Source organism: Micromonospora sp. LOL_025 (genome assembly GCF_048060285.1).
Classification (GTDB): domain Bacteria; phylum Actinomycetota; class Actinomycetes; order Mycobacteriales; family Micromonosporaceae; genus Micromonospora.
Map to the genome: position 1 here is coordinate 138614 of NZ_JBHMIR010000011.1, position 26916 is coordinate 165529.

Genomic DNA, 26916 nt, shown 5'->3' on the forward strand with positions numbered 1-26916 from the left:
TGACGGTGGGTACGGATCGCATCACCCGGCCAGACGAACAGCCGCACGGCCCTTGTCGCCACCGCCAACCGGGGGCAGCATGACCGGATGCGGGATGATCGACGGCCGTTCCCCGACCTCGGCCTGTCTCCCGGGCAGCAGGCCCTCTACGAGTCGCTGGTCGCCAGCGCGGACCCGGTGTCACCCGACGTCGCGGGAACCGCCGACTTCGCGCGCCTGGCCGAGCTGGGCCTGGCCACGCGGCTGCCCGGTCAGCCTCCCCGGTGGACGGCGGTGGCACCCGACGTCGCGCTGGGCTCCCTGCTGACCGAGCGCCGGGAGTCCCTGCGGGAACTGCGCCAGCGGGTGACCCGGATGGCCGACCGCTTCCAGCGGGCCGCGACCGCCGAACACTCGGAACTGGTCGAGGTGCTGCACGGGCGCGACGCCATCCACGCCGCCTTCCAGGAGCTCAGAGGCAGCGCCGAGCGGGAGCTGCTGATCTTCGACGCGCCGCCGTACCTGAACGCGTTCGCGGTGCCCGCCGAGGAGGCGGAGCGTCGGGAGGTGCGGATGCGCACCATCTACGACCGGGAGGGCGTGGCCATTCCGGGGCGGCTCGCCAAGCTCGCCCGCTTCGTCTCGGCGGGTGAGCAGGCCCGGGTTGCGGACGTCCCGATGAAGTTGATGCTCTGCGACCGGCGGGTCGGCCTCGTGCCGCTGCGACCGGACCTCGCGCTGGAGACCTGTCTGCTGGTCCGCGACTCCGTCCTGCTGTCGGCGCTGCTGGCCCTTTTCGAAAGCTTCTGGGAACGGGCGGTGCCACTGGACGTGGGGGTGCGGCAGCGGGTCGAGTCGGACCCGGACGCGCCGTCGGACCTCGAACGTGACCTGCTCGCCCTGCTGGTCGCCGGGCTGACCGAACAGGACGTCGCCGAGCACCTCGGCTGCCACCCGCGTACCGTCCGCCGGCACATGAACCGGCTGTTCGCCCGGCTCGACGCGGTGACCCGGTTCCAGGCCGGCTACCAGGCCGTCCAGCGTGGCTGGCTGACCGCCGAGGACCGGGAGGAGCTGTGTACGAACTGATCGGCGACGCCGAGGAGACGGGCTACGATCTGCTGCTCGAACGCCCCGGCACCACCCTCGCCGAACTCGCCGCGATGTGGTCGGGGCCCGGCCGGCTGTCCGACGCGCTCGCCCGGCTGGAGGCCGCCGGCCTGGTCGGCGTCCAACCAGGAAACCCGCCCCGCTACACCGCGTCCGCCACCGACGTCGTCGCCGGGCTCCTCCAGGAGCGCGAGGCGTCCCTGGACCGGACGCACGACCACGTCCTGCGGCTCACAAAGGCGTACCGGGAGGCCCGCGCCGACGTCGACCCGCACGTCGTCGAGGTGGTGCGGGGCCGCCGCGCGATGGAGCAGGCGGTCAACCAGGTGCAGCGCAGCGCCCGCCGAGAGCTGTGCTGCTTCGACAAGCCGCCGTACCTCCACCTGGAGAGCACGGCCGCGACCGACCGGGAGTTGCTCGCCGCCGGAGTGCAGAGCCGCTGCATCTACGACCGGGCGGCCGTGGAGGAGAGCGGGGGCCTGCCCACGATCGAGGAGCTGATCCGGGTCGGGCAGCAGGCCCGTGTCCTGCCCGACCTGCCGATGAAGATGTACATCGCCGACGGTCAGCGGGCGATCCTGCCCATGCAGCCCGGCCCGATCGGGCAGGAGAGCGCCATCATCGTCCACCCGTCGGCGCTGCTCGACGCGCTGCGTACGCTGTTCGACAGCCTCTGGCACCGGGCGGTGCCCCTGCACCTGCCCGCCCACCGCGGTGGCGGCGAAAGCCGGAACCGCACCACGGAGATCGACGACGGGCGGCTGGTGGTGCTGCTGCTCTCCGGGCTGACCGACGAGGCGATCGCCCGCCAGATCGGCGTCGGGTACCGCACCGTGCAACGGCGTATCGCCACGCTGATGAGCGACCTGGGCGCGCGCACCCGGTTCCAGGCCGGCGTCCAGGCGGCGTTCCGCCAGATGTCCTCCCGCCCCGCCGGTGGCGGCAGGCCCCCGCTGCCCGACTAGCGGCCGGCACGCCGGCTGCCGACCGGTGCGGACCTGGTGCGTCTCAGACGATGGTCGTGGGGGGTTCGGCCAGGCGGGGGCGCAGCGGCTGCCTCGGAGCCAGCCAGGAGGAGCCGGGGGACTGGTCGGGGTTGACCTGCCAGTCGCGGGCCACCCGGTCGACGGCGACCGGGTAGATCGTCAGGGTGCCGTCGGGGTCGATGCGCAGCCGCAGGAACGCCTTCGCGTCCTCGATGCCCTGGCCCGCGAAGAGCTCGTTGAGGTTCACCCCGAACGCGCCGGCCACCAGCAGGTACGCGGCCACCAACTGGCTCGCCACCAGCCCGCTCACCGGACCGTAGAGCACCGCCGCGGCGACGGCCGGCAGCGGCCACGGCCAGTCGTAGAAAGGCAGGGCCAGCCAGGCCCAGGTGCCGGCGGCGCCCAGCCCGATCTGGGCCAGCCCGTGACCCACGCCGAGGATCCAGTGCCGGGCGTGCCGTTTGCCACCGGAGCTGGGCGGCTTGGCGAAGAACGCCGCCGCGAGCATCGTGACGATCAGCATCGCCATCAGCGGCACGCTGAACAGCCGCTGGTCCGTCCCGCTCGGGTTGGACACGACGCCGGCCATCGCCAGCATCAGCAGCGTGTGCAGGGTGCCCAGCAGGGTGGTGAAGCCCGGGTTGCGCAGCGGCAGGCGGGGGAAGATCCCCCAGGCGTACCGCCGGGAGCGGGCCTTCTCCGGGTAGCGGCCGGCCAGCTCGTACGGGTGGGAGACGCTGGCCCGCCGGGCGAGGGTGTCGCGCGGCGGCACCTCGATCCGCTCCGGGAGCTGGTGCGTCGGGTAGAGGTACGCGCCGCCGCCCCCGCAGGTGATCAGCTGCCGGTCCGGGCCGGCGTACCGGGCGTAGTGGTGCAGGTCGCCGGAGATCAGCAACCGCACCTGTGCCCCGGTGGGCGCGACGATCGTGCGGATGAAGTAGTCGATCGAGTCGTACGCCGTGGGATGGTCGACGGCCTTGACCCACGTCGGCGCGGGCACGGCCAGGATCACCCGGCTCTCCGGACCCAGCCGCTCGGCGACCCGGTCGAAGTAGGTGAGCTGCGGATCGTCCAGGTACGAGCCGGACTGGTCGTCGAGGCCGAGCAGCCACCAGCCGGCGGGCAGCTCCACCGCGAAGTACGAGCGGGACTGCCCGGTCTCCCAGCCACCGAAGTGCCGGTCCCGGGACCGGACGAAGAGCCGCAGGAAGGCGGTCAGGCCGTCGTACCAGTCGTGGTTGCCGGGCACCGCGAACAGCGTGGGCCGCTCGGGCGGGGTGACCGGCAGCGCGGCCTGGTACGGCCCCTTGCACCGGTCCTCGTACGCCTCGAAGGCCGCCGACGGGTAGACCTGGTCGCCGCCCATGACCAGGGTCTGCGCGCGGGGCAGCCGGTGCCCGTCGACCTCCAGCTCCGGCTGGGCGAGCAGGTAGGCGACCGAGTAGGTGGCGTTGAAGCCGTCGCCCAGGTCGGCCACGTAGTCCAGCCAGAGACCGCCGTCCGGCCCGACCTGCCGGGCGATGCCCGCGTCGAGGGAGTTCTGCAGCTCCCGCTTGTCCAGGTACGCCCCGAAGAGCATCGCCAGCAGCGTACGGATGCCGGTGCTGATCAGCAGGAACGGCGCGAGCCACGGCACGGGCTTGCGCGGGGTGAAGCCCAGTTCCCGGGGGTCGATGCCGCGTGGCCGGCGCGCCGCCCGCCCGCCGGCCGCCTCGCTCGTGTGCGCACTCTCCGCCGCGCCGTCCTGCGGATCCACGTCGGGGACGCGATCGTCGTTCACCCGCCGCAGCGTAGTCCCGGCCGGCGGAGGACGCTGTCCGGCGGACGACGGTTCGGGGCCGGATGTCCGGATGGGGATCCGGTTCGGCCACCGGGCGGGTCGTGCCGTACACTTGACGATCGTTGCCGCCTTAGCTCAGTCGGCTAGAGCGACGCACTCGTAATGCGTAGGTCGACGGTTCGATTCCGTCAGGCGGCTCGGTGAAGAAGCCCAGGTCAACGACCTGGGCTTCGCCGCTTTTCAAGCTCGACCACACCGCCGCCGGTGGTGCTGGTCGGCATCCCGCGCCGTGACCGCCTCGTCCAGCCGGTTGGCGGCCGCGTCCAGGTCGTCACCGAACAGCCCGGCGTACACGTCCAGGATCATCGATCACTGTTGGCCGCGGCTACGAGGGGAACGGCCTCCAGTGCCCCTCGGAAACGACCTCGACGGTGCCGTCGGTCACCTTGATGGCCGTCTGGTCGTCGATTGCGTACGCCGGACCGGCGATCTCGGCCGCCCATCTCTCGGCACCAGCCATGGTGTTGTCCGGCTCGAGACCTAGGTGCGGGAAGATCGAGAAGTCGACGACCCCCAGTGTGCGGTCGTCGGGCGCGGACTGCCACTCGACGAAGTCCGCACCGATCCGGGGGGTCAGCACCATGCTCCCCGCACTCAACCCCACCCAGACGGTGTCCCGCAGCGACGGCAGGAGATCCGCCAGCCCGGACTGCTGCATCCAGTGGCACAGGTACGTCGCATCGCCGCCGGCCACGAGCATGACGTCAGCCTCCCGGACCCAGGGGACCCATCGCTCCTCGCCGATGCTGGGCAGCGCTGTCAGCTCGAGGACGCCCAGCGACTTCCAGCCCAGGTCGCACATGGGTAGCGGCGTCTGCCCGGTGATGAAGCGCCAGGCCGATGCTGGCCCGCCCATGGGGTGGGCTGCCGTAGGGATGCAGAGGGCACTGGAGGCGGCGATCGGCTTCCCCAGCAGGTCGACCAGCGCATCGCGGATGCTCGGGTTCTTGACGCCCGCGGACGTGAGAAGGAGTTTCACGCTCGCCTCCTGTGCGTAGCGGTCATGACGCTCTCCCCGAGAGTTGGGAGATCGGGTGCATGGGAGTACAGACTGGACACCATAACGAAACTCATCGCCGTTGCGACTCCTCAAGCCCTCGCACGCACATCGACATGAGCGGACGTCTCGTCGACGGCCAACCTACCGCCTCCAGATCGCCGGCCCTGTCGCAGATCACCTGGCAGAGTTGCGTCGCACATCAGCTGACGGATCAAACGACGCGAGTAGTTGTTGATTCCGCTCTTTAGATCAAGGCGGCCCGCAGGCGGGCCGCGCCGGCCCGGCTCTGGCCTGCCGGCGACCTCCGGCCGGCATCGGACGGGCCGGTCGGCCACGCTGACCGGCAGCCTCGCGTATTCGTGCGATGCCAGTTCGATAGGGCTGTGGCCGCAGTAACAGCCGTCAGCAACCGTCTTCAGGTCTCGGCAGGACAGGGCCTGAGCTTCCCTCGGTTACTCGGAGGACGATCTGCAGGGCGGCCTGGGCGGGAGTGAGGTGTGCGGTGTCGACGACCTCGGCCTCGGCGTGCAGCCACGTGCGGGCCGCCTCGGCGTAGGGCTCAAGGTACTTGAGACGGAACGGAGACGGAACGGGGTGTTCCCCCTCGATACGCCCGCGCAGGGTGTCTTCGTCGGCGTGGAGGACGAAGTGCCTTACCGGGATGTCATGTTGGGCGAGGCCCGTACTGATTTCGCGCCAGTATGGCTCGACCAGGACAGTCATGGGCATCACCAGAGTGCCGCCGGTGTAGTCGAGCACACGGCGAGCGGTCTCGACGACGAGCTGCCGCCACGGCGGCCAGTGCTGGAAGTTGTCAGTTTCAGGCAGCCCTGGCGTGATGTCCATGAGTGTCTCGCCGACCTTCTCGGCGTCGAAGACCCGTGAACCCGGGATCAGTTGCTGCACGAGAACGCTGGTCGTCGTCTTGCCCGCACCGTGGGTGCCGTTGAGCCATACGATCACAGGGCACATTAACGCGCGTGAGCCGCTTGCCCCTGGACTCTCGTGGGCACCGCCCGCAGTTCGATGACGACGAGGACCAGGGTGTGACCCACCCCCCTGGGTGCCCGATCCGCTACGCCACCCGCCCGGCGTCAAGGGCGCTGCGCGTCGGCACGCCGATGGCTTACGGCCGCCCCGTCCCCCGACCGGCGCCGCAGCCCTCGGCACCTGTCGGGGGACGGGGCGGACCGGCCAGCATTGCTGCCTTTCCGAGGAGGAACGACCATGTCCGTCCAGGAGCCACCAGAGGCAGTGACCAAGAGAGCGCTGGCCATGCTCCTGCATCTGGCGTTCATCGAAATCCGTCTCCAGACGTCGCGCTCGAACGGAGACCAGTCGATGGAAGCACTGGCCAAGCGCCGTGACCGGATCAATGAACTCGCTGACCTCTGCCATAACCTGCCCGGATACCTCGCATCCGACCAGGGGCACCGGGCTGCGGCAGGACTGCGATACGTGTGGGGACTTTCGTCAGGACGCAGACGAGGCTGGCTCCGAACCCGCTTGGACCACCTCGACTACGACTACGGCTGGCTGGAAGCCCTCGACGCCGAGAAGCCCACGGAAGGTCACCATGAGCCGTCCGTGGGCCAGTGACCGTGGTGCACAACGGGCAAGAGACGCAGCCGGGGCGGTTACCGCCGCTCGGCGCGCCCGTCGCCGAAGAACTTGAAGCCGCGGTCCGCGAGCAGTTGGGGCCCGGTCAGCCGAACCTCCGCGCCCGGGGCCGCACGGCCCACCTCGTTCACGAAGTCGATGAGGCCCTCGCCCGACAGGATGTTCCAGGACCGCCCGTCGCGCCGGACCACCTCGACCACGTTTCTGCCCGCTGGCGCCCCGATCTCCGCCAACTCGTCGAGTGCGATCGAGGAGGACGCCACCAGGGTCCGCAGTCGCAGACGGGTGTCGGTGAGTTCCATCCGGTAGACCAGGCGCACCAGGTACCACCAGCTCAGGGGGATCCCTACCGCCAGGAAGAGCAGCCCCTGCCACCACGTCAGGTGGTCGAGATTCGCCACGACGACTGGAACCGCGACCGTGAGGCCCCGTCAGCAGGATCATCAGAGCGATGGAGCGCTGCCCGTACCGCGCCCTGACGGCTCCGCGTTCCATCGTCCGCCCTTCCCGGCGCCCGCTGTGTGAGCCCACTACCCGGGGATGGTCACGCCAAACGCGGCCATCGATTCCTGAGTCCAACTGGCCGTGCCTCTACGGGATCGGCCGCTCAAATTCGGACGGTCGCGCCGGGCGGGTGAGCGCGGGGACGGGCCGGCCGGCTCCCGGGGGAGCGCACGTCGGCCGGCCGGGTGTCGTACGGTTCGAGCCATGCCCGCACCCGATGACGTCCTGGCTGCCGTCCGCGACTTCGTGGCCCGCGTCGACGCGCTCGATCCGGGCGCTCCGCCGCAGGGCGAACTGGTGATCGGCCTGAGTGGCGTCGAGTCGCGGCTGGCGCTGACCGTCCCGGTCGCCCGCGCCCTGGTGGAGGCGTTGCGGGCGTACCACGACCCGCGCGACCGGGGCCGCTGCGACCACTGCGGCGGCGGGCGGCTGGACGACAACTTCCTGTGCGGTGACTGCGGCCGGCCCAGCGGGCTGTTCGGGCAGTTGATCTCCGAGCGGGCCGCCCGGCACGGGGAGGAGGCTGCGATTCCGGCGGCACCCGCCGCGGGTGGTCGACACGCCCGGGACGCCGGCCGCTGACCCCGCCGCACCCCGCGGACCGTGCGGTGACGCGATCCTGCCGGTGGCAACTGCGGCGACCGGGGCCGCGAGCTGCGGGTACGTCGGCGATCGACGATTTCCTGTCGGGGGAGTCCGGCACAATCCGGCCGGCTGGAGCGCCTGACTCACGCGCCCACCCTCGGGTGGGAACCGCGAGTTACGCCGGGCGCCCTAAATACTGACCGTACGCAGTCGTCAACCCTCCGGAGGCAGCCTCATGCAGTACGCACCCGTCGTCGTCGCCCTGCCGATCGCCGATCGCCGGACCTCGTACCGCTTCTACTCGGAGGGGCTCGGCCTGGAGGCCGTCGGCGAACTGGCCGACGACGGCGTCCCCGAGCCCTTGCAGTACGCCGTCAACGACGGCCTGCGCGTCATGCTGGTGCCCACCGGTGGCTTCGGCTGGGCCATCGGTGGCCGCGAGGTGGCCGGGCGCGGGCAGAGCGAGTGCATCGTCAACCTCCCCGCCGCGACGCCGGCCGAGGTCGACGAGATCTTCGGGCGGGCGCGGGCCGCCGGCGCGGAGGTCGTCGTCGAGCCGGGGCAGCAGCCGTGGGCCTACACGGGCACCTTCGCCGACCCGGACGGTCACCTCTGGACGGCGTCCGCGGACGCGCACTGACGGCCACCGGCCCGACCACGAGCCGGGCCGGATGGCAGGACGCGGGCCAGGCTCAAGGGGCAGGGCGTGCGGCAGGTCGCGCACGAGCGGACGGCCCGGGTCGCGAGGACCCGGGCCGTCCGCTGACAGGGGCAGGCGTACGAGAGCCGAATCAGAGGGTGCGGTGCGGGTAGCCGGCGGTGCCGGGCTCCGGGACGACCTCGACCTCGGTCACCACGTACTCCGTGTCGGTCGTGGCGGTGGTCGGCCGGCCGTCCTCGTCGGCGTCGGAGCGGCGCTTCGCGGCCACGGCGGCTCCGGCCGCCGCCGCCCCGGCCACGGCGGCGCCCGCCGCCACGGCCTTGCCGGACACGCCGGCGCTGCCGCTGTCGCCGCGGGTGGCGGCGGCGTGCTCGACGCCCGGCGTGCCGACACCGACGCCGCTGTCGACCGTGCCGCGCCAGGCGCCGCTCTCCACGCCCCGTTCCTCGATGTACGTCTTGAACTTCCGCAGGTCGGAATCGGCCTGCCGCTCGATGATGTTGAGCTTGTCGCCGGCCTTCTCGAGCAGGCCCTCGGGCTCGTACTCCAGGTGCAGGCGGACCATGGTGCGGTCGGCGTCGACGGGCTGGAAGTAGACCGCGCCGGCGTTGGTCACGCCCTCGGTGGCCGCCCAGGCAACCTTCTGGTCGGGCACCTGCTCCAGCACCTTGGCGTCCCACTCGCGCTGGACGCCACCGATCTCGGCGACCCAGTGCATCCGGCTGTCGTCGAGCTGGCGCACCTCACGCACGCCCCCCATGAAGCGGGGGAACTCCTCGAACTGCGTCCACTGGTTGTACGCGGTGCTGACCGGAACCTGTACTTCGATGGACTTCTCGACCCTCGTGGTCATGGGCAATCCTCCTCGTCAGGTCGAACCGCTCTCGTCGGTGGTGAGAGCCGTCCTCGTCAATCGAACTCCTACCCCCGGCAAGGGCCCTCAATCGCCGGGCCTGCCGAAACACCACATCGGACGGCGGCCAGGCACCGGGACCGGGGGCCGGTCAGTCGGCCTGCTCGGGGAGCCCGCGCAGGTGGCGGACCGGCGAGAAGACCACCCACAGCACCCCGGCGAGTGCGCCCGCCGTCGCGATCCAGAGCGCCGGCCGTACGCCGAGGGTGGTGCCGAGCGCGCCGCCGAGCAGCGCGCCGATCGGCCGGATGCCGTAGTTGACGGTGCGCCGGGCTCCGGTCACCCGCGCCAGCAGCGCCTGTGGGGTGAGCGCGGTCTGCACCGAGCCGCCCACGATGTCGAGCATCATCACCCCGACGGCGGAGAGGAACTCCGCGCCGAAGAGCATCCCGAGCACCAGCGGGGTCGGCCCGCCGGCCAGCGGGACGAGCAGCAGGGGAGCGGGGAAGAGGACGAACGAGGCGACCAGCGCCGGGCCGACGCCGAAGCGGCGTACCAGCCGGCCGGTGACGGTCGCGCCGATGAGCCCACCGACCGCGCCCGCGCCCAGCACCGCGCCCAGCAGGCCGGGCGCGAGATGCAGTTCCTGCGTCGCGTAGAGCACGAAGAGCGCGATGAACATGAAGTTGAACAGGTTCACGGTGGTGGTGCCGAGCAGGATCGCGCGCATCATCGGCGTCCGCGCGATGAACCCCAGCCCTGCGCCGAGGGCGAGGCCGCCGCCGCGCGCGGGCGCCGGCTCCGTCGGCCGGATCCGCCCCAGGAAGGACGCGGACACGACGTACGACAGCGCGTCGACGACCAGGGCGATCGGGGCGGTGAGCACCTGCACGAGGACGCCACCGATGCTCGGCCCGGCCACCAGGGACATCGCCCGGCTGCCATTGATGAGGGTGTTTGCATCCACGTAGTCGGGTCGGGCCACGATGGACACGAAGAGCGGCCCCCGGGCGACCTCGAAGAACACGGCGAGCGTGCCGACGGCGAAGGCCGCCGCGTAGAGCTGGGCCATCGTGAGTACGCCGAGCAGGTGGGCGACCGGCACCGCGACGAGCAGCAGTGCGCGGCCGAGGTCGGTGAGGATCATGACCCGGCGCTTGTGCGGGTACCGGTCCACCCAGGCGCCGGCGAGTAGCGGAAGGAGCAGATTCGGGGCGAGCGCGGCGGCGGTCAGGTAGCCCATCTCGGCGGCCGTCGCGTCGAACACCAGCACGGCCAGCAGCGGCAGGGCCAGGGTGGAGATCTCGTCGCCGAAGTACGACACCGTCTGCGCGGACCAGTATCGGCGGAACACCCGCTCGCGCAGCAGCCGCGGCAGCGGACCGCGTCGGGCCGGGCCGCCGGGCGCGGCGGTGCCCGGGGCGACGGTGGCCCCGCCGCTCACGGCTGGCCGCCCGGCTCCTCGCCTGCGGATCCGTCGCGCGGGAAGCCCGCCGCTGCGGTGGGACCGGCGGATTCGGCGCGCGGGGTGGCCGGCACTGCGGTGGGGCCGGTGGGCCCGGCGTGCGTGGACGCCGTCTCGGCATGCGGTTCGGCGGTGGGTTCCGCCGGTGGTGGGTCGGTGAGGACGGCCAGCTGCACGAGGGTGACCTTCCGGCTGTCGGCCGGCCGCTTCGTCGGGTCGGTGACGCGGTCGTCGTACTCGGCGAGCAGGGCCTCGATGCGCTCGGTCAGCCGGCCCATCTCGTCGGCGGTCACGTACAGCGGCCGGTCGGCGAACCCGGTGACCGCCCGCCAGGCCACCGGCTCGTCGGCCCGCCGGGCGAGGAACTCCTCGGCGCGGCGGGTGTAGAGGGCGAGCTGGGTCGCGCTCAGGGCGTCGGTGGCGGCACGTACCTGCGGGTCGTCGGAGGCGTCGTCCCAGGAGGTGTTGTGCGCGGTGGCCCGCCAGGGCCGCTCCCGGGCGTCGGCGCCGGGCACCCGCTCGGCGAGCCCGTACTTGGCGAGCTGCCGGAGGTGGAACGAGCAGTTCGGCACGCTCTCGCCGAGCCGTTCGGCGGTCTGGGTGGCGGTCAGCGGGCCGTGCTGGCGCAGCAGCCCGATGAGGGCCATCCGCAGCGGATGCGCGTAGCCGCGCAGGGCCTTGGCGTCGGAGAGCTTCACCTCGGGCAGCGACATACGCTAAAGCTATCTTTATAAAGATGTCTTTAGCAATGCCACAGGGCGCACCACGAAGGACGACGCCTGCGTCACCCACCCGCCAACGCCGTCCGAAGGCGTCAGCCATAGGTGATCAGGACGCCATGGACGTCAAGAGCGCCCGGTAGCGTCCATGGCGTCCTGATCACCGGGGAGATCGCCGGGGGAGGGCGCCCGCCGGGGGCAGCGGGGTGGCCCTGGGGCACCCCGCGCGGGCTGCCAGGGGGATTTGGTCCGGAGCGGGGGCGGCGGTGGGGCCTCGGACGCTGACGGCGAGGCCCCGGGGCGGGTGGGGCGGCTTCAGGTGTAGATGGTGGTGGCGTATTGCGGGCCGTAGTAGCGTTCCAGGTCGGCCAGGCTCTCGGCCGGATTCTCGACCTCCTTGATCAGCCGGGCCCGGGACGGCAGCGTGTCCGGCTGCCAGCTCTCCGGCTGCCACAGTTGCGAGCGCAGGAACGCCTTCGCGCAGTGGTAGAAGATCTGCTCGATCTCCACCAGCACGGCGAGGATCGGGCGGTGCCCCTTCACGACCATGTCGTCGAACCACGGCGCGTCGCGGACCAGCCTGGCCCGGCCGTTGATCCGCAGCGTGTCCGTGCGCCCGGGGATCAGGAAGATCAACCCGACGTGCGGATTGTCCAGGATGTTGCGGTAGCCGTCGGCGCGCCTGTTGCCCGGCCGCTCCGGGATGGCAATGGTCCGCTCGTCCAGCACCATCGCGAAGCCGGGCGGATCGCCCTTCGGCGAGACGTCACAACTGCCGTCCACGCCCGCCGTCGCCACCAGACAGAACGGCGACGAGGCCAGCCAGTCCCGGTCCCGGGCGTGCAGGACGGGTCGCTCCTTGGTCAGCGCGCGCGGCATCGGCGCCCCCAGCAGCTCACGCAGTTCCTCGTGCGAGGTGATCTCCACCGTCACGTGATCCTCCCTCGTGCGTTGACCCCGGTGGGCGGCATGCCACCTGGGGCCAGCCTAGGACCACCCGGGCCAGCCTGGGGGAGCGCGACCAGCGCGAGGTTTGTCCCCTCCGGGACGGGGGTACCGCCTCATCCGTCCCGCCCGGAGAGACCGAGCAGTGGAGGCCCGATGGAGAGCCGACTCAAGGTGCTGGGTCATCCCGTCCACCCGATGCTCGTCATGTTCCCCGTCGGCCTGCTGGTCACCGCGGTCCTGTTCGACCTGGTGGACACCGTCGGCGGGCCGGACTTCCTCGGCGAGGTCGCGTACTGGAACATCACCGTCGGCCTGATCGGCGGCCTGCTGGCCGCGGCGGCCGGGACGTTCGACCTGCTGGCCATCCCGCCGGGAACCCGCGCGAAGCGGGTGGCGCTGACCCACGCCGCCGCCAACGTGGCGGTGATCCTGCTCTTCGCCGCGATCTGGGTGGTCCGGCTCAACGCCGAGTCCCGGGCCGCCGGGGGCGCGCTGATCGCCATCGAGGTGGTCGCGCTGGCCATCCTCGGCGTCAGCGCCTGGCTGGGCGGGGAACTGGTCGACCGGCTCGGCGTCGGCGTGGACCGGGAGGCCGGGCTGGACGCGCCCAGCTCACTGCGTCCCCCGGCGGCCACCCACCGGGTGGGGGAAGCGCGATGAGCGAGCGCGGCAGGCGGATCATCGAACTCGGCGGGGCATGAGCGAGCGCAGCGGAGGGGCGGCATGAGCGAGCAGAGTGGCGGGGCCGGCCGGGGCTGGCGCGGCCGGCAGCAGGGCTGGGACCCGATGGGCGAACTCCAGTCCCTGCGTTCGGAGCTGCGCCGGCTGGTCGGCGGCCGGACCGGGCCGCCGGACGTCGAGATGGCCGAGACCGCCGACGGCTGGGAGGTCGTGGTGCGGCTGCCCGGGGTGGCGCCGGAGGAGGTGGCCGTCGAACTGGACGACCGCGAGCTCTGCGTCCGGGCCCGCTCCGAGGCCGAGGTCAACGCCGACCACGGCATCCCCGGCGGCTTCGAGACCCGGGGCTTCGAGTACCGGGTCGATCTGCCGTCCCGGGTGGACCCCGACAGCATCGACGCGGTCATGGACCACGGCCTGCTCCGGGTGCGGCTGCCGCGCGCCGCCCGGCCCGCGCCGCGCACCATCACCGTCGGCCGCACCGGCCCTCGACCGGCCGGCCCCGACGGGGGTACGCCGAGCGTCGTCGACCCGGCTGCGGACCGGGAGATGCACCACCCGGACATCGCCGTCGGCGAGACCGACCGGCCGTAACGAGCCGCGTGGGCACCCCGAACCTGCTCGGCCCGGCCGCCGGGCGCGTGCCCGGTGTCGAGCGGATCGCCGTGCTGCGCGCCAACGCGCTCGGGGACTTCATCTTCGTCCTGCCGGCGCTGGACGCGCTGCGGGCCGCGTACCCGGAAGCGGAGATCGTGCTGCTCGGCGCGCCGTGGCACGCGAAGCTCTGGCGCGACCGGCCCGGGCCGGTGGACCGCGTGCTGGTGGTACCGCCCGCACCGGGGATCCGGGGCCCCGATCCGGGCGAGCCGGAGTCGGCGCCGGACGAGTTCCTCGCCGCGGCCCGCGAGGAGCGCTTCGACCTGGCGGTGCAGCTGCACGGCGGCGGTGCCAACTCCAATCCGTTCGTGTGTGCCCTCGGCGCGCGGGTCACCGTGGGGCTGCGGGCCGAGGACGCGCCGCCGCTGGACCGCTGGATCCGGTACGTCTACTACCAGCACGAGGTGATCCGCTACCTGGAGGTGGTCGGCCTGGTCGGCGCGGACGCCACCACGATCGTGCCGACGCTGGCCGTGACCGACGCCGACCGGGACGAGGCGGCCGAGGTGCTCGGCCCGGCGGAGCGGCCGAGGGTGGCGCTGCACCCCGGCGCCACGGACACCCGCCGGCGGTGGCCCGCCGAACGCTTCGCCGAGGTGGCCCGCGAGCTGGTCGGCGACGGGTACGAGGTGCTGGTCACGGGCACCCCCGCAGAGCAGGAGGTGGTGGACCGGGTGGTCGCGGCGGCCGGGGTGCCGGTCCGGCCGCAGGTGGGCACGCTCAGCCTCGGCGGGCTGGCCGGCTGCTACGCGGGCTGCGAGCTGGTGGTCTCCAACGACACCGGGCCACTGCACCTGGCCGCCGCCGTGGGCACCGCGACCGTCGGCATCTACTGGGTCGGCAACCTGATCACGGTGGCGAACCTGCTGCGCGGCCGGCACCGCCCGATCAGCTCGTGGACGGTGCTCTGCCCGGTCTGCGGGGTGGACTGCACCCCGGGCATCTACCCGCACCGCCCCGGCGACGGCGAGTGCCCGCACCGGGACTCCTTCGTCATCGACGTGCCGGTGGTCGAGGTCCTGGAGGCGGCCCGCGAGCTGCTCCGCCCGGAGCCCGGCGCCCCCTGAGCACCCCCCGGCGCCGCCGCGCCGCGTGCTCCCGGGCCGCCGCGCCGCCGCCCTCAGGCGGGCTGGGCCGTCTCCTCCTCGGCGAGCACGACCTCCCACGCCTCCACGTCCCGGTCGGTGACCGTGGTCGGCGACTCCAGGTGGTACGCGCCGCTGGGCAGGACGCCGGCGCCGCCGAAGCGCGCCAGCACGGCGAGCTGGGCGGCGACGTCCTCGCCCTGGTGCTTCTCGTGCACCCGCCGCCAGAAGTCGAACCCTCCGGAGTCGACCAGCTTCGCCCGGTCGTAGAGCACGCAGCCGCCGATCCAGGACACCTTGTACGCCCGCCAGGCACCCGCCGGCAGGTCCCGCTCGCGCGTGACGTGCAGCAGGTTCGCCGCCGAATGGATCGACGCCCGGTCCCACTGCGGGGTGCCCGGCCGGATCCGCTCCGGGGTGGGCCGGTCCGTCCACTCCTCGTAGTGCCGGTGCGTCTCCGGCCGGACGTCGTCGGCGTACGACAGCCCGTGCACCGCGTTGCCGACGAAGCCGCAGCCCAACTCCTCGATGGCGGTGACCAGCCGGCGCAGCGTCCCCGGCTCCAGCCAGACGTCGTCGTCGAGGCAGAGCACGTACCGGGCGGCGGACGCGGCCAGCAGGTACGCCCGGTGCTCGGCCAGCCCGCGCCGGGGCAGCCGGCGGGTCAGCAGCACGGGGTGCCCCCGGTGGCGCAGCACCCGAACCATGGTGGCCGCCGCCGGGTGCCGGTACGCGGCGTCGCCGTCGGACTGGTCGCTGACGACCACCCCGAAGCCGGGCACCCCCTCCTGGGCGGCCAGCCCGGAGAGGGTGACCGCCAGCTCGGCGGGGCGGTTGCGGGTCGGGATCAGCACGTCGAGCAGCCGGTCCGCGCGGAACCCCCCGGCCGTGCCGAGGTCGAGCGGGCGGTTCACGACGGCTTGCTCGTCAGGGAGGTGTCCTCCTGCTGCGGCTCCTGGCCGTGCGCGCGGATCCGGTCGATGATCGCCGAGGTGGACCGGTCGGGCACGTACCCGAGGGTGCGGACCTGCCCGCCGAGCCGGCGCACCAGTGGCGCCTCCGGCACCATCTCCGGCGGGTAGTCGCCGCCCTTGACGTACACGTCGGGGCGGACCGTCTCGATGAGCCCCGCCGGGGAGTCCTCCTCGAAGACCACCACGTGGTCGACGCACGCCAGCGCGGCGAGCAGGGCGATGCGGTCCTCGACCGGGTTCACCGGCCGGTCCGGGCCCTTGAGCCGGCGTACGCTGCCGTCGGAGTTGACCGCCACCACCAGCAGGTCGCCGAGCGCGCGGGCCTGCTCCAGGTAGCGCACGTGGCCGCGGTGCAGCACGTCGAAGCAGCCGTTCGTGAAGACGATCGAGCGGCCGGCCCGGCGGTGTTCCGCGACGAGCGCGGCCAGCTCGCCGGTGCCGACCAGCGCCCGGTGGCCCGCCCCGTCGACCGGTGCGTCCAGCGCGACGAGCAGGTCCTCCCGGCGGCACACGCAGGTGCCCGTGTCCGAGACGGTGATGGTCGCGGCGAGCTGGGCCAGCTGGGCGGCGGTGGGCAGCGGTGCGTCGGCGGCCAGCGCCAGCGTCATCGCCGCCAGGTACGCGTCGCCCGCCCCGACCGCGTGGCTGGCCGGCACCGGGGTGCTGTGGCTGCGCCGGGGCTCGCCGTCCGCCCCGCCGACCACCGCGCCGTCGGTGTCCAGGGTCACCGCCACCACGTCCGCGCCGGTGTGCGCGCGCAGCTCGGCGAGGCGGGACTCGGCCAGCACGGCCCGGTCGACGCCCGCGCCGGCCGTGGCGTTCACGGTGACGCCGGTGCCGGTCACGGTGAGCCCGTCCCCGGTCATCGCCACCCGGCCCTCGCCGGCCGTCGGCTCGCCGGTCGGGTTCGTCGAGCCGGCGCGGTGCGGGCCGGCGCCGCCGGGGGCGACACCCACCGTGAGTTCGGAGGGGCCGTCGGCCGGGTCGCCGTCCGGGTGGTCCAGGTGCAGCCCCGCACCGGGCGCCGGGCGGGCACCGGCGGCCCGGGCGAGCAGCCGGGTCGCCTCGGCGAAGCTGGGGGTCACCACCGTCGGGGCCAGGCCGCGCCAGTCGGCCAGGTCGTGGGCGTCCAGCGCGACCGTCGCGTACCGCTCCCGGTGCGTCACCAGCCAGGCGCGCACCGGTGCGGGCAGCGCGCCCAGCCCGTAGTCGCAGACCACCAGGGTGGGCGCCTCGCCACCCGCGGCGCGCAGCTCCTCGGTCGCGCAGTCCAGCGCGGTGAGCAACCGGCCCACCCCGTTGGCGTCGAGCGCGTCATCGGCGTCGCCGGAGTCCTCCCGGAGCAGGATCTGGTTGCCGGCCAGCATGCGCCGCTTCACCGGCGTCGGGCGTGCGGGCTGGTTGACCGTACGGTCCCAGACGCCGGCCCGGTCCAGACAGTCGTGCAGTTCGTCGCCGGCGACGTCCGCGCCGACCGGCGCCACCAGCACCGCCCGGCCCCCGAGCGCGGCGACGTTGACGGCGGTGTTCGCCGCCCCGCCGGCCGCGGAGATCCGCCGGCGCAAAGTGAGGACCGGGGCTGGTGCCTCCCGGCAGAGCCGGTCGGACTCGGCGAAGCGCCACTCGTCGAGCATGGCGTCGCCGACCACCAGGACGGGACGACCCAGCCAACCCTCCACCACCGCGGCGAGCCGGCGCTGTTCCGCTGCTCCTCCTGCCATGCCGTCCCGGGTCCCCCGGGGCATCCGGGCCAAACCTGCCCCCGCCCGGCAGGGGTTTCGGGCACCGGGCCCCGGGAAGGGACGGAAGGTACCCCCGGAGAGGAGAGGCACCGAGATGGCAGCGACGACACTTCAGGGCAAGCGGATCGCGTTCCTGGCCGCCGACGGCGTCGAGGAGGTCGAGTACGTCCAGCCCCGCGAGGCGGTGGAGCAGGCCGGCGCCACGGTGGAGCTGGTCTCGCTCAAACCCGGCACCATCCAGTCCTTCAACCACCTGGACCAGTCCGAGACGTACGACGTGGACGTGACCGTGGCCGACGTGGACGCCGGCGGCTACGACGCGCTGGTGCTGCCGGGCGGGGTGGCGAACCCGGACTTCCTGCGGACCGACCCGGACGCGGTGCGCTTCGTCAGGGCGTTCTTCGACGCCGGCAAGCCGGTCGGGGTGATCTGCCACGGGCCGTGGACGCTCATCGAGGCGGACGTGGTGCGGGGCCGCCGGCTCACCTCCTGGCCCAGCCTGCGCACGGACCTGGCCAACGCCGGCGCGGACTGGGTCGACGAGCAGGTCGTCACGGACGGCGGTCTGGTCAGCAGCCGTAAACCGGACGATCTGCCGGCCTTCTGTGCCAAGATCGTCGAAGAGTTCGCCGAGGGCCCGCACTCGTCCCGCTGACCGGTCGTTGGTCGTGAGGCCGGTGGCCGCCACCGGCCTCACGACCGACGAGGTGCCCGCCGGTCCGCACGCATGTTTCGGGTGGGCGGGGAAAGGAGGCGGGATGACCACGGAAGCCCCGGCGCTCGGCGGGCGGCAGATCCGGCTGCTGATGTTCGGCCTGATGACCGGCATGCTGCTGGCCGCGCTCGACCAGACCATCGTCGGCACCGCGCTGCCGACCATCGTCGGCGAGCTGGGCGGGATCAACCACTACTCGTGGGTGGTGACCGCGTACCTGCTCGCCTCCACGGCCTCGACCCCGCTCTACGGCAAGATGGCCGACCTGTACGGGCGACGCCCCGTCTTCCTGTTCTCCATCGGCACGTTCCTGCTCGGCTCGCTGCTGGCCGGCCTGTCGCAGGACATGACCCAGCTCATCGTCACCCGGGGGGTCCAGGGCCTCGGCGCCGGCGGCCTGATGACGCTCGCGTTCACCATCATCTCGGACGTGGTGTCGCCCCGGGAGCGCGGCCGCTACCAGGGCCTGTTCGGGGCGGTCTTCGGCCTCTCCTCGGTCGCCGGCCCGCTGGTCGGCGGCTACTTCGCCGAGACCGACTGGCGGTGGATCTTCTACATCAACGTGCCGCTCGGGATCCTGGCGCTCATCGTCTGCTCCCGGGTGCTGCGGCTGATCCCGTTCACCCGGCGCGACCACTCGATCGACTGGCTCGGCGCGGCGTTGCTGGTCGCGGGGGTGAGCTGCCTGCTGCTCGCGCTGAGCTGGGGCGGCAACGAGTACGCCTGGGGCTCCGGGGTGATCATCGGCCTCTTCGTCGCGGGCGCGGTGCTCGGCGTGCTCTTCGTGCTCCAGGAGGCCCGGGTGGCCGAGCCGATCCTGCCGCTGCGGCTGTTCCGCAGCGCCACGTTCGCGCTGGCCAACTCGGCCGGCTTCGTGCTCGGCCTGGTGATGTTCGGCTCGATCATCTTCATCCCGCTCTACCTCCAGATCGTCCGGGGCGCCTCGCCCACCCGCAGCGGCCTGTTGATGCTGCCGATGATGGCCGGCATCATCGTCACCTCGGTGCTGACCGGCCGGGCGATGAGCCGGATCGGGCGGTACAAGTGGTTCCCGGTGTCCGGCGCGGCGGTGCTGCTGGTCGGCATGCTGCTGTTCACCCGGCTGGAGGTGGACACCTCGCTCTGGGTGGCCTTCGCTTACATGGTCGTGATCGGGGTCGGGCTGGGGCTCTGCATGCAGTCGCTGATCCTGGCCGTGCAGAACTCCGTGTCGATGCGTGACCTGGGCGCCGGCACCTCGTCGGCGACGTTCTTCCGGTCGCTGGGCGGCTCGTTCGGCGTCGCCATCCTCGGCGCGGTGCTGTCGTCGCGGCTCACCTCGGAACTCGCCGACCGGCTGCCGGGCGCGATCGCCGTACTGCCGCCGGAGCAGCAGGCCGCCGTCGCGGCGAGCGGCGGGGCGGACGTCTCGGTCAACGACCCGGCGACCATCCTGGCGCTCCCCGCCCCGGTGCGCGCGGCCGTCCAGGCGGCGTTCGTCGAGTCGCTGCACCTGGTGTTCCTGACCACCGGCCTGATCGCGATCGTGGCGGTGCTGGTCACCCTGGCGCTGCCGAACGAGAAGCTGCGCGGCGCGGGCCCGGGCGGCGCCACGGGCGGCACGGACGGCCTCGGCGGCGAGGGTCCGGCGCCGGGCGGCAAGCCGCTGTCCAAGGAGTCGAAGCAGGAGGCCGCCGCCGAGATGGAGGCGAAGAGCCAGACGATGCTCTGAGCCGGGCTACACGTCAACCTTCAAAGACGAGGCACCCGGGGTGTGCTTCCTGGACCACGTGGGGGTGCGGGTGAGCGGAGCCCACCCGCACCCCCACTGTGACCATTACCTGGCGTCGTCCTTCAGCATCCAGACCAGCAGCGTCACCGCGTGCACCAGCATCGCCAGGCCCAGGATGATCGCGACGAGGCTTTGCGCGTACGGGTCGAGTTCTCCCGTGGTGACCAGGTAGGTCAGGGCGAGGTCGCCCGCAGTGGCTCCCGCCACCCTGGTTTCGGTGGTTTGATTGCTCATGAGCGTCCTCCGGGACGTTTCGAGACGACCGCCGCCTCCCACCGTTCAGAGCCGGATGCGGCGGTCGTTCTCTCCTTCCGGCCCCCGGCCGGGGACCTCCTTCTTGGATGAAGGACGCACGGGTCGCATGGCAAGCACGTCGCGCACTCGATCGACGCCGCGGGGTCGCACGACGGTCAGGCGGATGTCAGGACGACCGAGACCCGGCCGCACTCCGCTGCGAAGCTCGCGAACACGGCCTCCGCCATTGGCGTGCCGGAGTCCTGGCCGGCGCGCAGGGAACGGTTCAACAGGGCCAGAAGGCTGTCGATGCCGGTCAGGACGACCCGTCCGGGCACGAGCACCGATTGGGAGTACGACCTCGCCCGGTCGGTCATGCCGCTGAGGCACAGCAGGGCCCGGGCCTCCTCCCCACTACCTTCGTCGACGAGCATCTGCTGAACCACCGCGCTGGTGACGCGTTCGGTGGCGACGACCAGCGTGCCGGTCTGGCCGGTGGGCAGCCGGAACTGCACACGGTCCGCCATGCCCTGCACCTGGAGGTGGTACTGCTCCAGGAGACCGGTCAGGAGGTCGATCACTTCCGGCAGGTCCTCCGCCAGGCTGAAGTCCGTGAAGTAGTCGCCGTAGGAAGGCGCGTCGGGATCGTCGGCGACCGGTTTCTCACTCAATCCGACGGGAAGCCGGGCCTGAAGTGGCTGCTGCCGACGCTCAGCGGCATCCAGCGCGGCCCGGGCGGCTTCGATCTCCACTTCGGTCAGCCCCAGCCGGGCCGTCGTCAGGAGATCGCGCAGTTCCTCGGGCTCCTCGTCGCCAGGCAGGGTGATCAACCGTTCCCGGTGCAGCGCCTCGACGTGTAGATCGAGCAGCGGAGTGAGCCATGCCGGGACACCTGACCACATCGCCTCGGCGAGCGGGCGTAGCCGCTGGGTGCGAGGGCCGGTGTTCCGGTGCCGCGCGAAGTGGTCGGCGGCGCCCAGGACATTGCTCACCTGGTCGCACAACTGCTCAACATCGGCGAGATGGAGTTCGACCCGGCGTACCTCCTTGGTGACGCGACGCCGGCGCCGGCGTCGATCACGCTCGTAGCGGGTGCCGGCCTCCACCCGTCCTTTGATGTCTGCGAACGGCACGCCGTGCCGCCACAGGTAGGCGACGAGCGCACGCAGCACCACGTTCACGTCGCGCAGCCCGTCCGAGTTCTGTAGGAGGCCGACCACGGCACTTTCATCACCGTGTCCCTGATCGACCACGACGGACTCCGGAAGAGGGCTGAGCACGGCGTTCGGGTCGCGCTGCCGCAGTTCCCGAAGCAGTTGTCTCTCGGCGGTGAGCCGGGCGTCGCGCCCCTCGGCACGTAGCGGCGCGATGAGGCGGCCGACCGACTTGATCGTCTCCTGTTCGAACTCGCCGTGCGTCCAATCCGGCTCCCACGGTGACATCGAGATCCAGTTGAGTCGCCGCACCGGAATGCTGGTAGCGGCCACGGCGATCAGGTCCAGCTCGCTCGCACCGCGGACCGCTAGGTCGGCGAGCTGTTCCAGCACCGGGGCCGTCGACAGAGGCAGGTTGTTGACGGCGACCGCGACGCCCAGCGGGGACGCTTTCCACCCGTGGGCATCGAGCTTCGCGACCAGCCCCTTCTTGGTCAGTCCCTGCAACATGTCCTCCGCGCGCGGCAGGTCCCCTGGGGCCAGATCCGCCAGAAGGGTGGCGCCGATGACCTCCTGTGCCCGGGCGACGTGCTCCGCCAAGGGCTGGCTTCGGCCGCGTGCGGTCATGTCCTGAAGTACGAGCGACGCAATATCGTCGCTGGTCATCTGGCTTGCGACCTCGGTACCGCCGTGCCGGGGCAGGACGAACTGCTGCCACAGGCCCTCGACGGTGCTGAGCGTCGTCGCGTCCATCTCGTCGTTGGGGCGAAGCTTGCGGTGCAGGTAGTCGGCGTCCTCTGTCAGCACCCACGCGTCACCGCTCTTGCTCAGCCCGAGACGGCCCGCTCGCCCGATGCGGTTCTTCACGTCCCCCAGTCCCAACGACCGGAGTTCTCCGGTGGACCCGCCGGTACTCACCGTGGAGCTGGCGAGCACGACCACGTCGACGGGCAGGTTCAGGCCGACACTGAGCGTGTCAGTCGTTACCAGCACCCGCAGCAGACCGGCCCGGAACTCGTCCTGGACGAGTTCCCGTAGGGGACGAGTGAGCTGCCGTGTGTGATAGGCGCAGCCCGTCATCAACGCGGTCTCGACGTCCTTTCGGGCGCCGTGCGCGGCGGTGCGGCTCAAGCGCTGGCGTCTCTCCTCGGCCACCTCGGTGGCCAGCGACTCGTCACGGTACCGACCGAACCGCCAAGGGTTGTTCCGCGTGCGCCGGATGGGACCGAACTCCCGGTCCATCGCCGCCTGGATCGCCCCGGCCAGCGAGAATGCGCTGGTCCGCGACCGCGTGTACACCAACACGCGAAGGTCGGGATTCTCCTTCAGCTTGTGCAGGACCACCGCTGGCGCCAACACGTTGCCGCCGCTGCGAGCGCGGGCGAGGATCGAGCGCGACGCGCCTTCGTCCTTCGCCCAGTCCGACAACATCTGGGACTTCAGGTCCAGCTCGGCCTCTTCGATGGCACCGCCGTCGCCGTCGCCGTCGCCGTCGTCGCTGACAGCGCTGGTGTCGCGCAGTTTGCGCCACGTGAAACCGTCATAGGCGCGAACGTCGAGGGACACCGGGCGCTCGGAGGTGTGCCGGTGCCGCTCCTGATTGACGTCGAGCCATCCGGCGAGTCGCGTCCGGCTGTCCTGCGACAGCACTGCGCTGATGCCGACGATGGGCAACTTCGGGTAGTTCAGGCGGACCTTCGTCAGCATCGACTCCAGCCGCGGGCCACGCCCCTCGTCGTTGAGGTACTGCAACTCGTCGACGATCAGGACACCACAGCCCGACAGGGGATCCTGGCCGCTGCTGAGGTAGGCGTCGAGCGTCTCGTAGATCATGACCGCGACCTCGTACCGTCCCGAGGCCAGATCCTCGACGTTCTCGGGGTAGTCGCGGCTTCCGCCGAGCACCCGGAACTGCAGGCCGGCGTCCGCGAACCAGCCGGTCAGCTCGTTGACGACGTCGCCGACGAGCGCCTTGAGCGGCAGGGCGATGACTGCCCGGCGATTACGGTGGCCGAGTTCGCGCCGGCCGACCACGTATCCGGCGGCGAGTTGACCCAGTAGCGACTTGCCGCTGCCGGTGACCGCGCTGAGTAGCAGGTTCTCGCCCGATCCCATGGCTTCGGCGAGGATCGGAATGGTCTCGGCCTGATAGGTCGTCAGCCGCGGCTTGCCGGTGTACCGCGCCAGCCGGCGCCGGGTCGCAGCGGCCAGACTCGGCGGGAGCATCTGATCGAGGACGCTGAGCGAGTCGACCTGCCCGGTCTGCTGTGGCACGGGCTCGATCGAACTGCCGATCCGGCGAACGATGTCCCGGGCGGCGAACTGCTCGCCCTGAGAGCCCTTCAACCCCGCCCGGGTCCGACGCAGTGCCCAGTCCTTACGGCTCTTGTGGCTGTCCTCGTTGGGATAGATCCCCCGATTCGGCTGGTAGGCCGCGCTTCCTACCGAGGCTCGGCCCTCGAGCCCGGCGAGCACCAGCTCGTACCAGCACCAGACCGATTCCTGCCTGATCCGGAGGTCGGTGTCGGGCGAGTCCGGCCGGAAACCGAACTCCTCCGCCATCTCGGCCAGGACACCGGCGATCAGCGCGTGCAGCAGGTGCCCGTTGGCGGCAACACCGTCGGTCTTCTGCCACACCTCTTCGAAAGCGGCGGCGTGCTCGGGGTGACGCCCCAGCAGCGCTGCCCGCCCACGCAGCACCTGTGGGTGTTCCTCACTGAGGCCTGAGGCCACGCGGAAGAACTCGCACTCCGCGAGCGACAGCAGTTGGTTCCGCACCGATGTGGTCTGTCCCCGACGGATAAGTCGTGTGACCTCCCGGGCCTGGTTCAGCCCCACGGACAACGACTGCCAGGCCGAGTCGTCCTCGGCCGCGGGCACTCTCGCGATGTCGCTGGTCATGTCCTACCCCTTCGCGCGAACCCGGATCGACAACGACCGGGACTGACCTCGTGCATGCCGGTCGCACAGGTCGCACGGCAACTCCTGACAGGACGTCTTGGCGAACGGGAGTCGCACGGAGTCGCAAAGCCGAGCGTGGATCGGACTGCGCTTCCGCCAGACGCGTGCGTCACCGTTTGTCAGGGCCGCTTCACCGTAAGGCGAGCGCGGAGGTGGGGCACACCACCCGACAGGTTGGAGACCGGACACCGAATGTCACCCGAACTTCGCACTCCGGCAACGGTCGGCCGCCGTCGATCTTTGGGGTGTTGATCCGGCGGTCGCGCGAGGGCGGAGGATGGAACGGGCGGCGGCGAAGGATCGGCCGGCCTACTTGAGGATCAGCCGGTTGGTCTGTTCGAAGACGTCCAGGTCGGCGACGGTCTCGGCGACGCTCGCGGAGAGCGGGGCCGGCAGCTGCGCCCGGTGGAAGAAGCCCGCGTCGGTCGTCTCGTCGGTGACCCGGGTCAGCTCGCCGTCCCACTCGTCGACGCGGAACGCGGTCGTGAAGATCTGGTACGTGTGGCCGTACATGTTGGTGTGGGTGCGGTCCGGGCCCGTGTAGAGGGCGAAGGCGCTGACCCGCAGCGCGCGCAGCCCGGTCTCCTCGCGTACCTCCCGGACGGCGCAGTCGGCGATCGACTCGCCCAGTTCCATCGCCCCGGCGGGCAGGGCCCAGTGCCCGTTGTCGGAGCGCTGGATCAGCAGGAGACGCCCCGCGTTGTCGCGGACCACGGCGCGGGCGCCGACGAACATCAGCGTCCGGTCACCGGCGAGCGCGCGCAGCTGTCCCACGTACGAATCGGCCCAGGAGATGCTCACCCGGACAATTTACGGGGCCCGTCCGGGGGCGACCCGATTTCCAGGGTTCCCAACCTGTGACCGGCGACACTACTTTGTTACCCATGCGTAGCACGATGATGGACGCCCCACTCCAGGTCTCCCGGATCCTGCACCACGGCACCACCGTGCACGGCACGGCGGAGGTGGTCACCTGGACGGGCGGCGAGCCGCGCCGGATGACGTACGCCGAGGTCGGGCGGACGGCGGCCCGGCTGGCCCACGCGCTGCGCGCCGAGTGCGGTGTCACCGGCGACGAGCGCGTCGCCACCTTCATGTGGAACAACGCCGAGCACCTGGTGGCGTACTTCGCGGTGCCCAGCATGGGCGCGGTGCTGCACACCCTCAACATCCGGCTCTTTCCCGACCAGGTCGCCTACATCGCCAACCACGCCGAGGACCGGGTGGTGCTGGTCGACTCGACGCTCATCCCGCTGCTGGCCCGGGTGATCGGCGAGATGACGACGGTGCGACACGTGGTGGTGGTCGGCGGCGGCGACCCGGCCCCGATTGCGGCGGCGGCCGGCGACCGGATCGTTGTGCACCACTGGGACGCGCTGCTGGCCGACCGCCCGGACGTCTTCGACTGGCCCGAGGTGGACGAGCGTGACGCCGCCGCCCTCTGCTACACCTCGGGGACCACCGGCAACCCGAAGGGCGTCGCCTACTCGCACCGCTCGATCTACCTGCACTCGCTCCAGGTCTGCATGCCGGAGGGGTTCGGTCTCGGCCCGACCGACCGCGAACTGGCCATCGTGCCGATGTTCCACGCCATGTCCTGGGGCCTGCCGTACGCGGCCTTTCTCTCCGGGGCGTCGCTGATCATGCCGGACCGGTTCCTCCAGGCCGCGCCGATCGCCGACATGATCGCCGCCGAGCGCCCCACCCTGGCCGGCGCGGTGCCGACCATCTGGAACGACCTGCTCGCCCACCTGGACGCCCACGACGTGGACAGCTCCTCGCTGCGGGAGGTGATCGTCGGCGGCTCCGCCTGCCCGCCGGCGCTGATGCACGCGTTCGCCGACCGGCACGGCATCGACGTGATCCACGCCTGGGGGATGACCGAGATGTCCCCGCTGGGCTCGGTCTCCCGGCCGCCGGCCGGCGCGACCGGCGAGGAGGCCTGGCGTTACCGCTACACGCAGGGCCGGGTGCCGGCCGGGGTCGAGGCCCGCATCGTCGGACCGCTGGGCGAGCCGCTGCCCGCCGACGGGGCGTCGGTCGGCGAGCTGGAGGTCCGTGGGCCGTGGGTGACCGCGCGGTACGTCGGCGACGACGTGCCGGACGAGGAGAAGTTCCGCGACGGCTGGCTGCGTACCGGCGACGTGGGCACCCTCTCGCCGGACGGCTACATCACGCTCACCGACCGGGCCAAGGACGTCATCAAGTCCGGCGGCGAGTGGATCTCCTCGGTCGAGCTGGAGAACGCCCTGATGGCTCACCCGGCGGTGCTGGAGGCCTGCGTGGTGGGGGTGCCCGACGAGCGCTGGGGTGAGCGGCCGCTGGCCACGGTGGTGCTCCGCGATCCGGCGGCGGCGTCGGTCGAGGAGCTGCGGGAGTTCCTCGCCGGGTCGGTGGCCCGCTGGCAGTTGCCGGAACGCTGGGCCGTCATCGATGCGGTGCCGAAGACCAGCGTGGGCAAGTTCGACAAGAAGGTGGTGCGGTCTCAATTCGCCGGGGGCGAATTGAGTGTTCGGGAGCTTACCGTCCCGTAACGTTCTCAGGCGCACCGTCGCCTGTAGGGGTAGGGACCACTCCTGAACTCCCTCCCCAGGGGCGGCCCCGGCGTTCGCACCGCGCCGGGGCCGCCCGCTCCATGCGGTTACCCGCACCGTCATTGTTGCGAAACTTGTTCG

Annotated in this window: 24 protein-coding genes, 1 tRNA gene and 1 pseudogene; 12 read left to right on the forward strand and 14 right to left on the reverse strand. The window is 71.9% G+C overall.

The features are described from left to right. Window positions 1–87: 87 nt before the first annotated feature. Together ACFHW0_RS16710 and ACFHW0_RS16715 are read left to right on the forward strand one after the other, a co-directional pair. Window positions 88–1068 carry a LuxR C-terminal-related transcriptional regulator gene (locus ACFHW0_RS16710; RefSeq protein ID WP_416608637.1) on the forward strand — a complete coding sequence of 327 codons (981 nt, stop codon included), beginning with the start codon at window positions 88–90 and terminating at the stop codon, window positions 1066–1068. Then, window positions 1056–2054 carry a hypothetical protein gene (locus tag ACFHW0_RS16715; RefSeq protein WP_416608639.1) on the forward strand — a complete coding sequence of 333 codons (999 nt, stop codon included), beginning with the start codon at window positions 1056–1058 and terminating at the stop codon, window positions 2052–2054. The genes ACFHW0_RS16710 and ACFHW0_RS16715 overlap by 13 nt, the downstream gene beginning before the upstream one ends. Window positions 2055–2097: 43 nt before the next feature. Here ACFHW0_RS16715 and ACFHW0_RS16720 read toward each other — a convergent pair whose 3' ends face one another. After that, window positions 2098–3831 carry a metallophosphoesterase family protein gene (locus tag ACFHW0_RS16720; RefSeq protein WP_416608762.1) on the reverse strand — a complete coding sequence of 578 codons (1734 nt, stop codon included), beginning with the start codon at window positions 3829–3831 and terminating at the stop codon, window positions 2098–2100. Between the two features lie 148 nt (window positions 3832–3979). On the opposite strand from ACFHW0_RS16720, the gene ACFHW0_RS16725 reads away from it, so the two are divergent. Continuing rightward, window positions 3980–4053 (forward strand) — tRNA-Thr (locus tag ACFHW0_RS16725). Between the two features lie 42 nt (window positions 4054–4095). On the opposite strand, the gene ACFHW0_RS16730 is transcribed toward ACFHW0_RS16725, so the two are convergent. The 3 genes from ACFHW0_RS16730 to ACFHW0_RS16740 form a co-directional block, all read right to left on the reverse strand. After that, entirely contained in the window at window positions 4096–4221 is a 126-nt protein-coding gene (locus ACFHW0_RS16730; protein WP_416608641.1) for a hypothetical protein, read from the reverse strand. A gap of 19 nt (window positions 4222–4240) precedes the next feature. Next, window positions 4241–4894 carry a Type 1 glutamine amidotransferase-like domain-containing protein gene (locus ACFHW0_RS16735; protein WP_416608643.1) on the reverse strand — a complete coding sequence of 218 codons (654 nt, stop codon included), beginning with the start codon at window positions 4892–4894 and terminating at the stop codon, window positions 4241–4243. A gap of 423 nt (window positions 4895–5317) precedes the next feature. After that, window positions 5318–5878 carry an AAA family ATPase gene (locus ACFHW0_RS16740; RefSeq protein WP_416608645.1) on the reverse strand — a complete coding sequence of 187 codons (561 nt, stop codon included), beginning with the start codon at window positions 5876–5878 and terminating at the stop codon, window positions 5318–5320. A gap of 264 nt (window positions 5879–6142) precedes the next feature. Here ACFHW0_RS16740 and ACFHW0_RS16745 point away from each other — a divergent pair, with 264 nt between their 5' ends. Next, window positions 6143–6514, forward strand: coding sequence for a hypothetical protein (locus tag ACFHW0_RS16745; protein ID WP_416608647.1), 372 nt, complete (start codon window positions 6143–6145; stop codon window positions 6512–6514). Window positions 6515–6552: 38 nt separating this feature from the next. Here ACFHW0_RS16745 and ACFHW0_RS16750 read toward each other — a convergent pair whose 3' ends face one another. Further along, a complete protein-coding gene (locus ACFHW0_RS16750; RefSeq protein ID WP_416608649.1) occupies window positions 6553–6936 on the reverse strand; it encodes a hypothetical protein in 384 nt (127 codons plus the stop codon). A 307-nt stretch (window positions 6937–7243) separates the two neighbouring features. On the opposite strand from ACFHW0_RS16750, the gene ACFHW0_RS16755 reads away from it, so the two are divergent. Both ACFHW0_RS16755 and ACFHW0_RS16760 read left to right on the forward strand, forming a co-directional pair. After that, complete coding sequence (locus tag ACFHW0_RS16755; RefSeq protein WP_416608650.1) at window positions 7244–7621, forward strand: hypothetical protein; 378 nt, start codon at window positions 7244–7246, stop codon at window positions 7619–7621. A gap of 238 nt (window positions 7622–7859) precedes the next feature. After that, on the forward strand, window positions 7860–8264 hold the full coding sequence (locus tag ACFHW0_RS16760; protein WP_416608652.1) for a VOC family protein: 405 nt from the start codon (window positions 7860–7862) through the stop codon (window positions 8262–8264). Between the two features lie 424 nt (window positions 8265–8688). Here the strand turns inward: ACFHW0_RS16760 and ACFHW0_RS16765 are convergent. The 4 genes and pseudogenes from ACFHW0_RS16765 to ACFHW0_RS16780 form a co-directional block, all read right to left on the reverse strand. Continuing rightward, window positions 8689–9138, reverse strand: a pseudogene (locus ACFHW0_RS16765) (SRPBCC family protein); the annotation flags it as partial. Between the two features lie 151 nt (window positions 9139–9289). Next, window positions 9290–10582 carry an MFS transporter gene (locus ACFHW0_RS16770; protein WP_416608654.1) on the reverse strand — a complete coding sequence of 431 codons (1293 nt, stop codon included), beginning with the start codon at window positions 10580–10582 and terminating at the stop codon, window positions 9290–9292. Then, window positions 10579–11316, reverse strand: coding sequence for a winged helix-turn-helix domain-containing protein (locus tag ACFHW0_RS16775; protein ID WP_416608656.1), 738 nt, complete (start codon window positions 11314–11316; stop codon window positions 10579–10581). Before ACFHW0_RS16775 ends, ACFHW0_RS16770 begins: the two co-directional genes overlap by 4 nt. 321 nt (window positions 11317–11637) lie before the next feature. Then, window positions 11638–12255, reverse strand: coding sequence for a pyridoxamine 5'-phosphate oxidase family protein (locus ACFHW0_RS16780; RefSeq protein WP_416608658.1), 618 nt, complete (start codon window positions 12253–12255; stop codon window positions 11638–11640). 168 nt (window positions 12256–12423) lie between these two features. On the opposite strand from ACFHW0_RS16780, the gene ACFHW0_RS16785 reads away from it, so the two are divergent. The 3 genes from ACFHW0_RS16785 to ACFHW0_RS16795 all read left to right on the forward strand — a co-directional run bounded on the left by ACFHW0_RS16785 (window position 12424) and on the right by ACFHW0_RS16795 (window position 14672). Continuing rightward, window positions 12424–12930, forward strand: a complete 507-nt coding sequence (locus ACFHW0_RS16785; protein WP_416608660.1) for a DUF2231 domain-containing protein — start codon at window positions 12424–12426, stop codon at window positions 12928–12930. A gap of 63 nt (window positions 12931–12993) precedes the next feature. Then, window positions 12994–13542, forward strand: a complete 549-nt coding sequence (locus ACFHW0_RS16790; protein WP_416608662.1) for an Hsp20/alpha crystallin family protein — start codon at window positions 12994–12996, stop codon at window positions 13540–13542. A gap of 8 nt (window positions 13543–13550) precedes the next feature. Continuing rightward, window positions 13551–14672 carry a glycosyltransferase family 9 protein gene (locus tag ACFHW0_RS16795; RefSeq protein ID WP_416608664.1) on the forward strand — a complete coding sequence of 374 codons (1122 nt, stop codon included), beginning with the start codon at window positions 13551–13553 and terminating at the stop codon, window positions 14670–14672. 53 nt (window positions 14673–14725) lie between these two features. Here the strand turns inward: ACFHW0_RS16795 and ACFHW0_RS16800 are convergent, their stop codons facing one another. Beyond that, window positions 14726–15604 (reverse strand): glycosyltransferase family 2 protein, encoded by an 879-nt coding sequence (locus tag ACFHW0_RS16800; protein WP_416608666.1) that lies wholly within the window; start codon window positions 15602–15604, stop codon window positions 14726–14728. After that, window positions 15601–17385 (reverse strand): D-glycero-beta-D-manno-heptose 1-phosphate adenylyltransferase, encoded by a 1785-nt coding sequence (gene rfaE2 / locus ACFHW0_RS16805; protein WP_416608668.1) that lies wholly within the window; start codon window positions 17383–17385, stop codon window positions 15601–15603. The genes ACFHW0_RS16800 and rfaE2 overlap by 4 nt, the downstream gene beginning before the upstream one ends. Before the next feature lie 115 nt (window positions 17386–17500). Here rfaE2 and ACFHW0_RS16810 point away from each other — a divergent pair, with 115 nt between their 5' ends. Both ACFHW0_RS16810 and ACFHW0_RS16815 read left to right on the forward strand, forming a co-directional pair. Further along, window positions 17501–18061: a type 1 glutamine amidotransferase domain-containing protein gene (locus tag ACFHW0_RS16810; protein WP_416608670.1), complete on the forward strand. Its 561-nt coding sequence runs from the start codon at window positions 17501–17503 to the stop codon at window positions 18059–18061. Window positions 18062–18164: 103 nt separating this feature from the next. Continuing rightward, window positions 18165–19832, forward strand: coding sequence for an MDR family MFS transporter (locus ACFHW0_RS16815; protein WP_416608672.1), 1668 nt, complete (start codon window positions 18165–18167; stop codon window positions 19830–19832). A gap of 105 nt (window positions 19833–19937) precedes the next feature. Here ACFHW0_RS16815 and ACFHW0_RS16820 read toward each other — a convergent pair whose 3' ends face one another. From ACFHW0_RS16820 to ACFHW0_RS16830, 3 genes are all read right to left on the reverse strand, one after another. Beyond that, window positions 19938–20126, reverse strand: coding sequence for a hypothetical protein (locus ACFHW0_RS16820; RefSeq protein ID WP_416608674.1), 189 nt, complete (start codon window positions 20124–20126; stop codon window positions 19938–19940). A 176-nt stretch (window positions 20127–20302) separates the two neighbouring features. Then, window positions 20303–24181, reverse strand: coding sequence for a DEAD/DEAH box helicase (locus tag ACFHW0_RS16825; RefSeq protein WP_416608676.1), 3879 nt, complete (start codon window positions 24179–24181; stop codon window positions 20303–20305). Between the two features lie 369 nt (window positions 24182–24550). After that, on the reverse strand, window positions 24551–25042 hold the full coding sequence (locus tag ACFHW0_RS16830; RefSeq protein ID WP_416608677.1) for an NUDIX domain-containing protein: 492 nt from the start codon (window positions 25040–25042) through the stop codon (window positions 24551–24553). Window positions 25043–25140: 98 nt separating this feature from the next. Between ACFHW0_RS16830 and ACFHW0_RS16835 the strand changes: the two genes are divergently transcribed. Next, window positions 25141–26775: a fatty acid--CoA ligase gene (locus ACFHW0_RS16835; protein ID WP_416608764.1), complete on the forward strand. Its 1635-nt coding sequence runs from the start codon at window positions 25141–25143 to the stop codon at window positions 26773–26775. Window positions 26776–26916 lie beyond the last annotated feature (141 nt).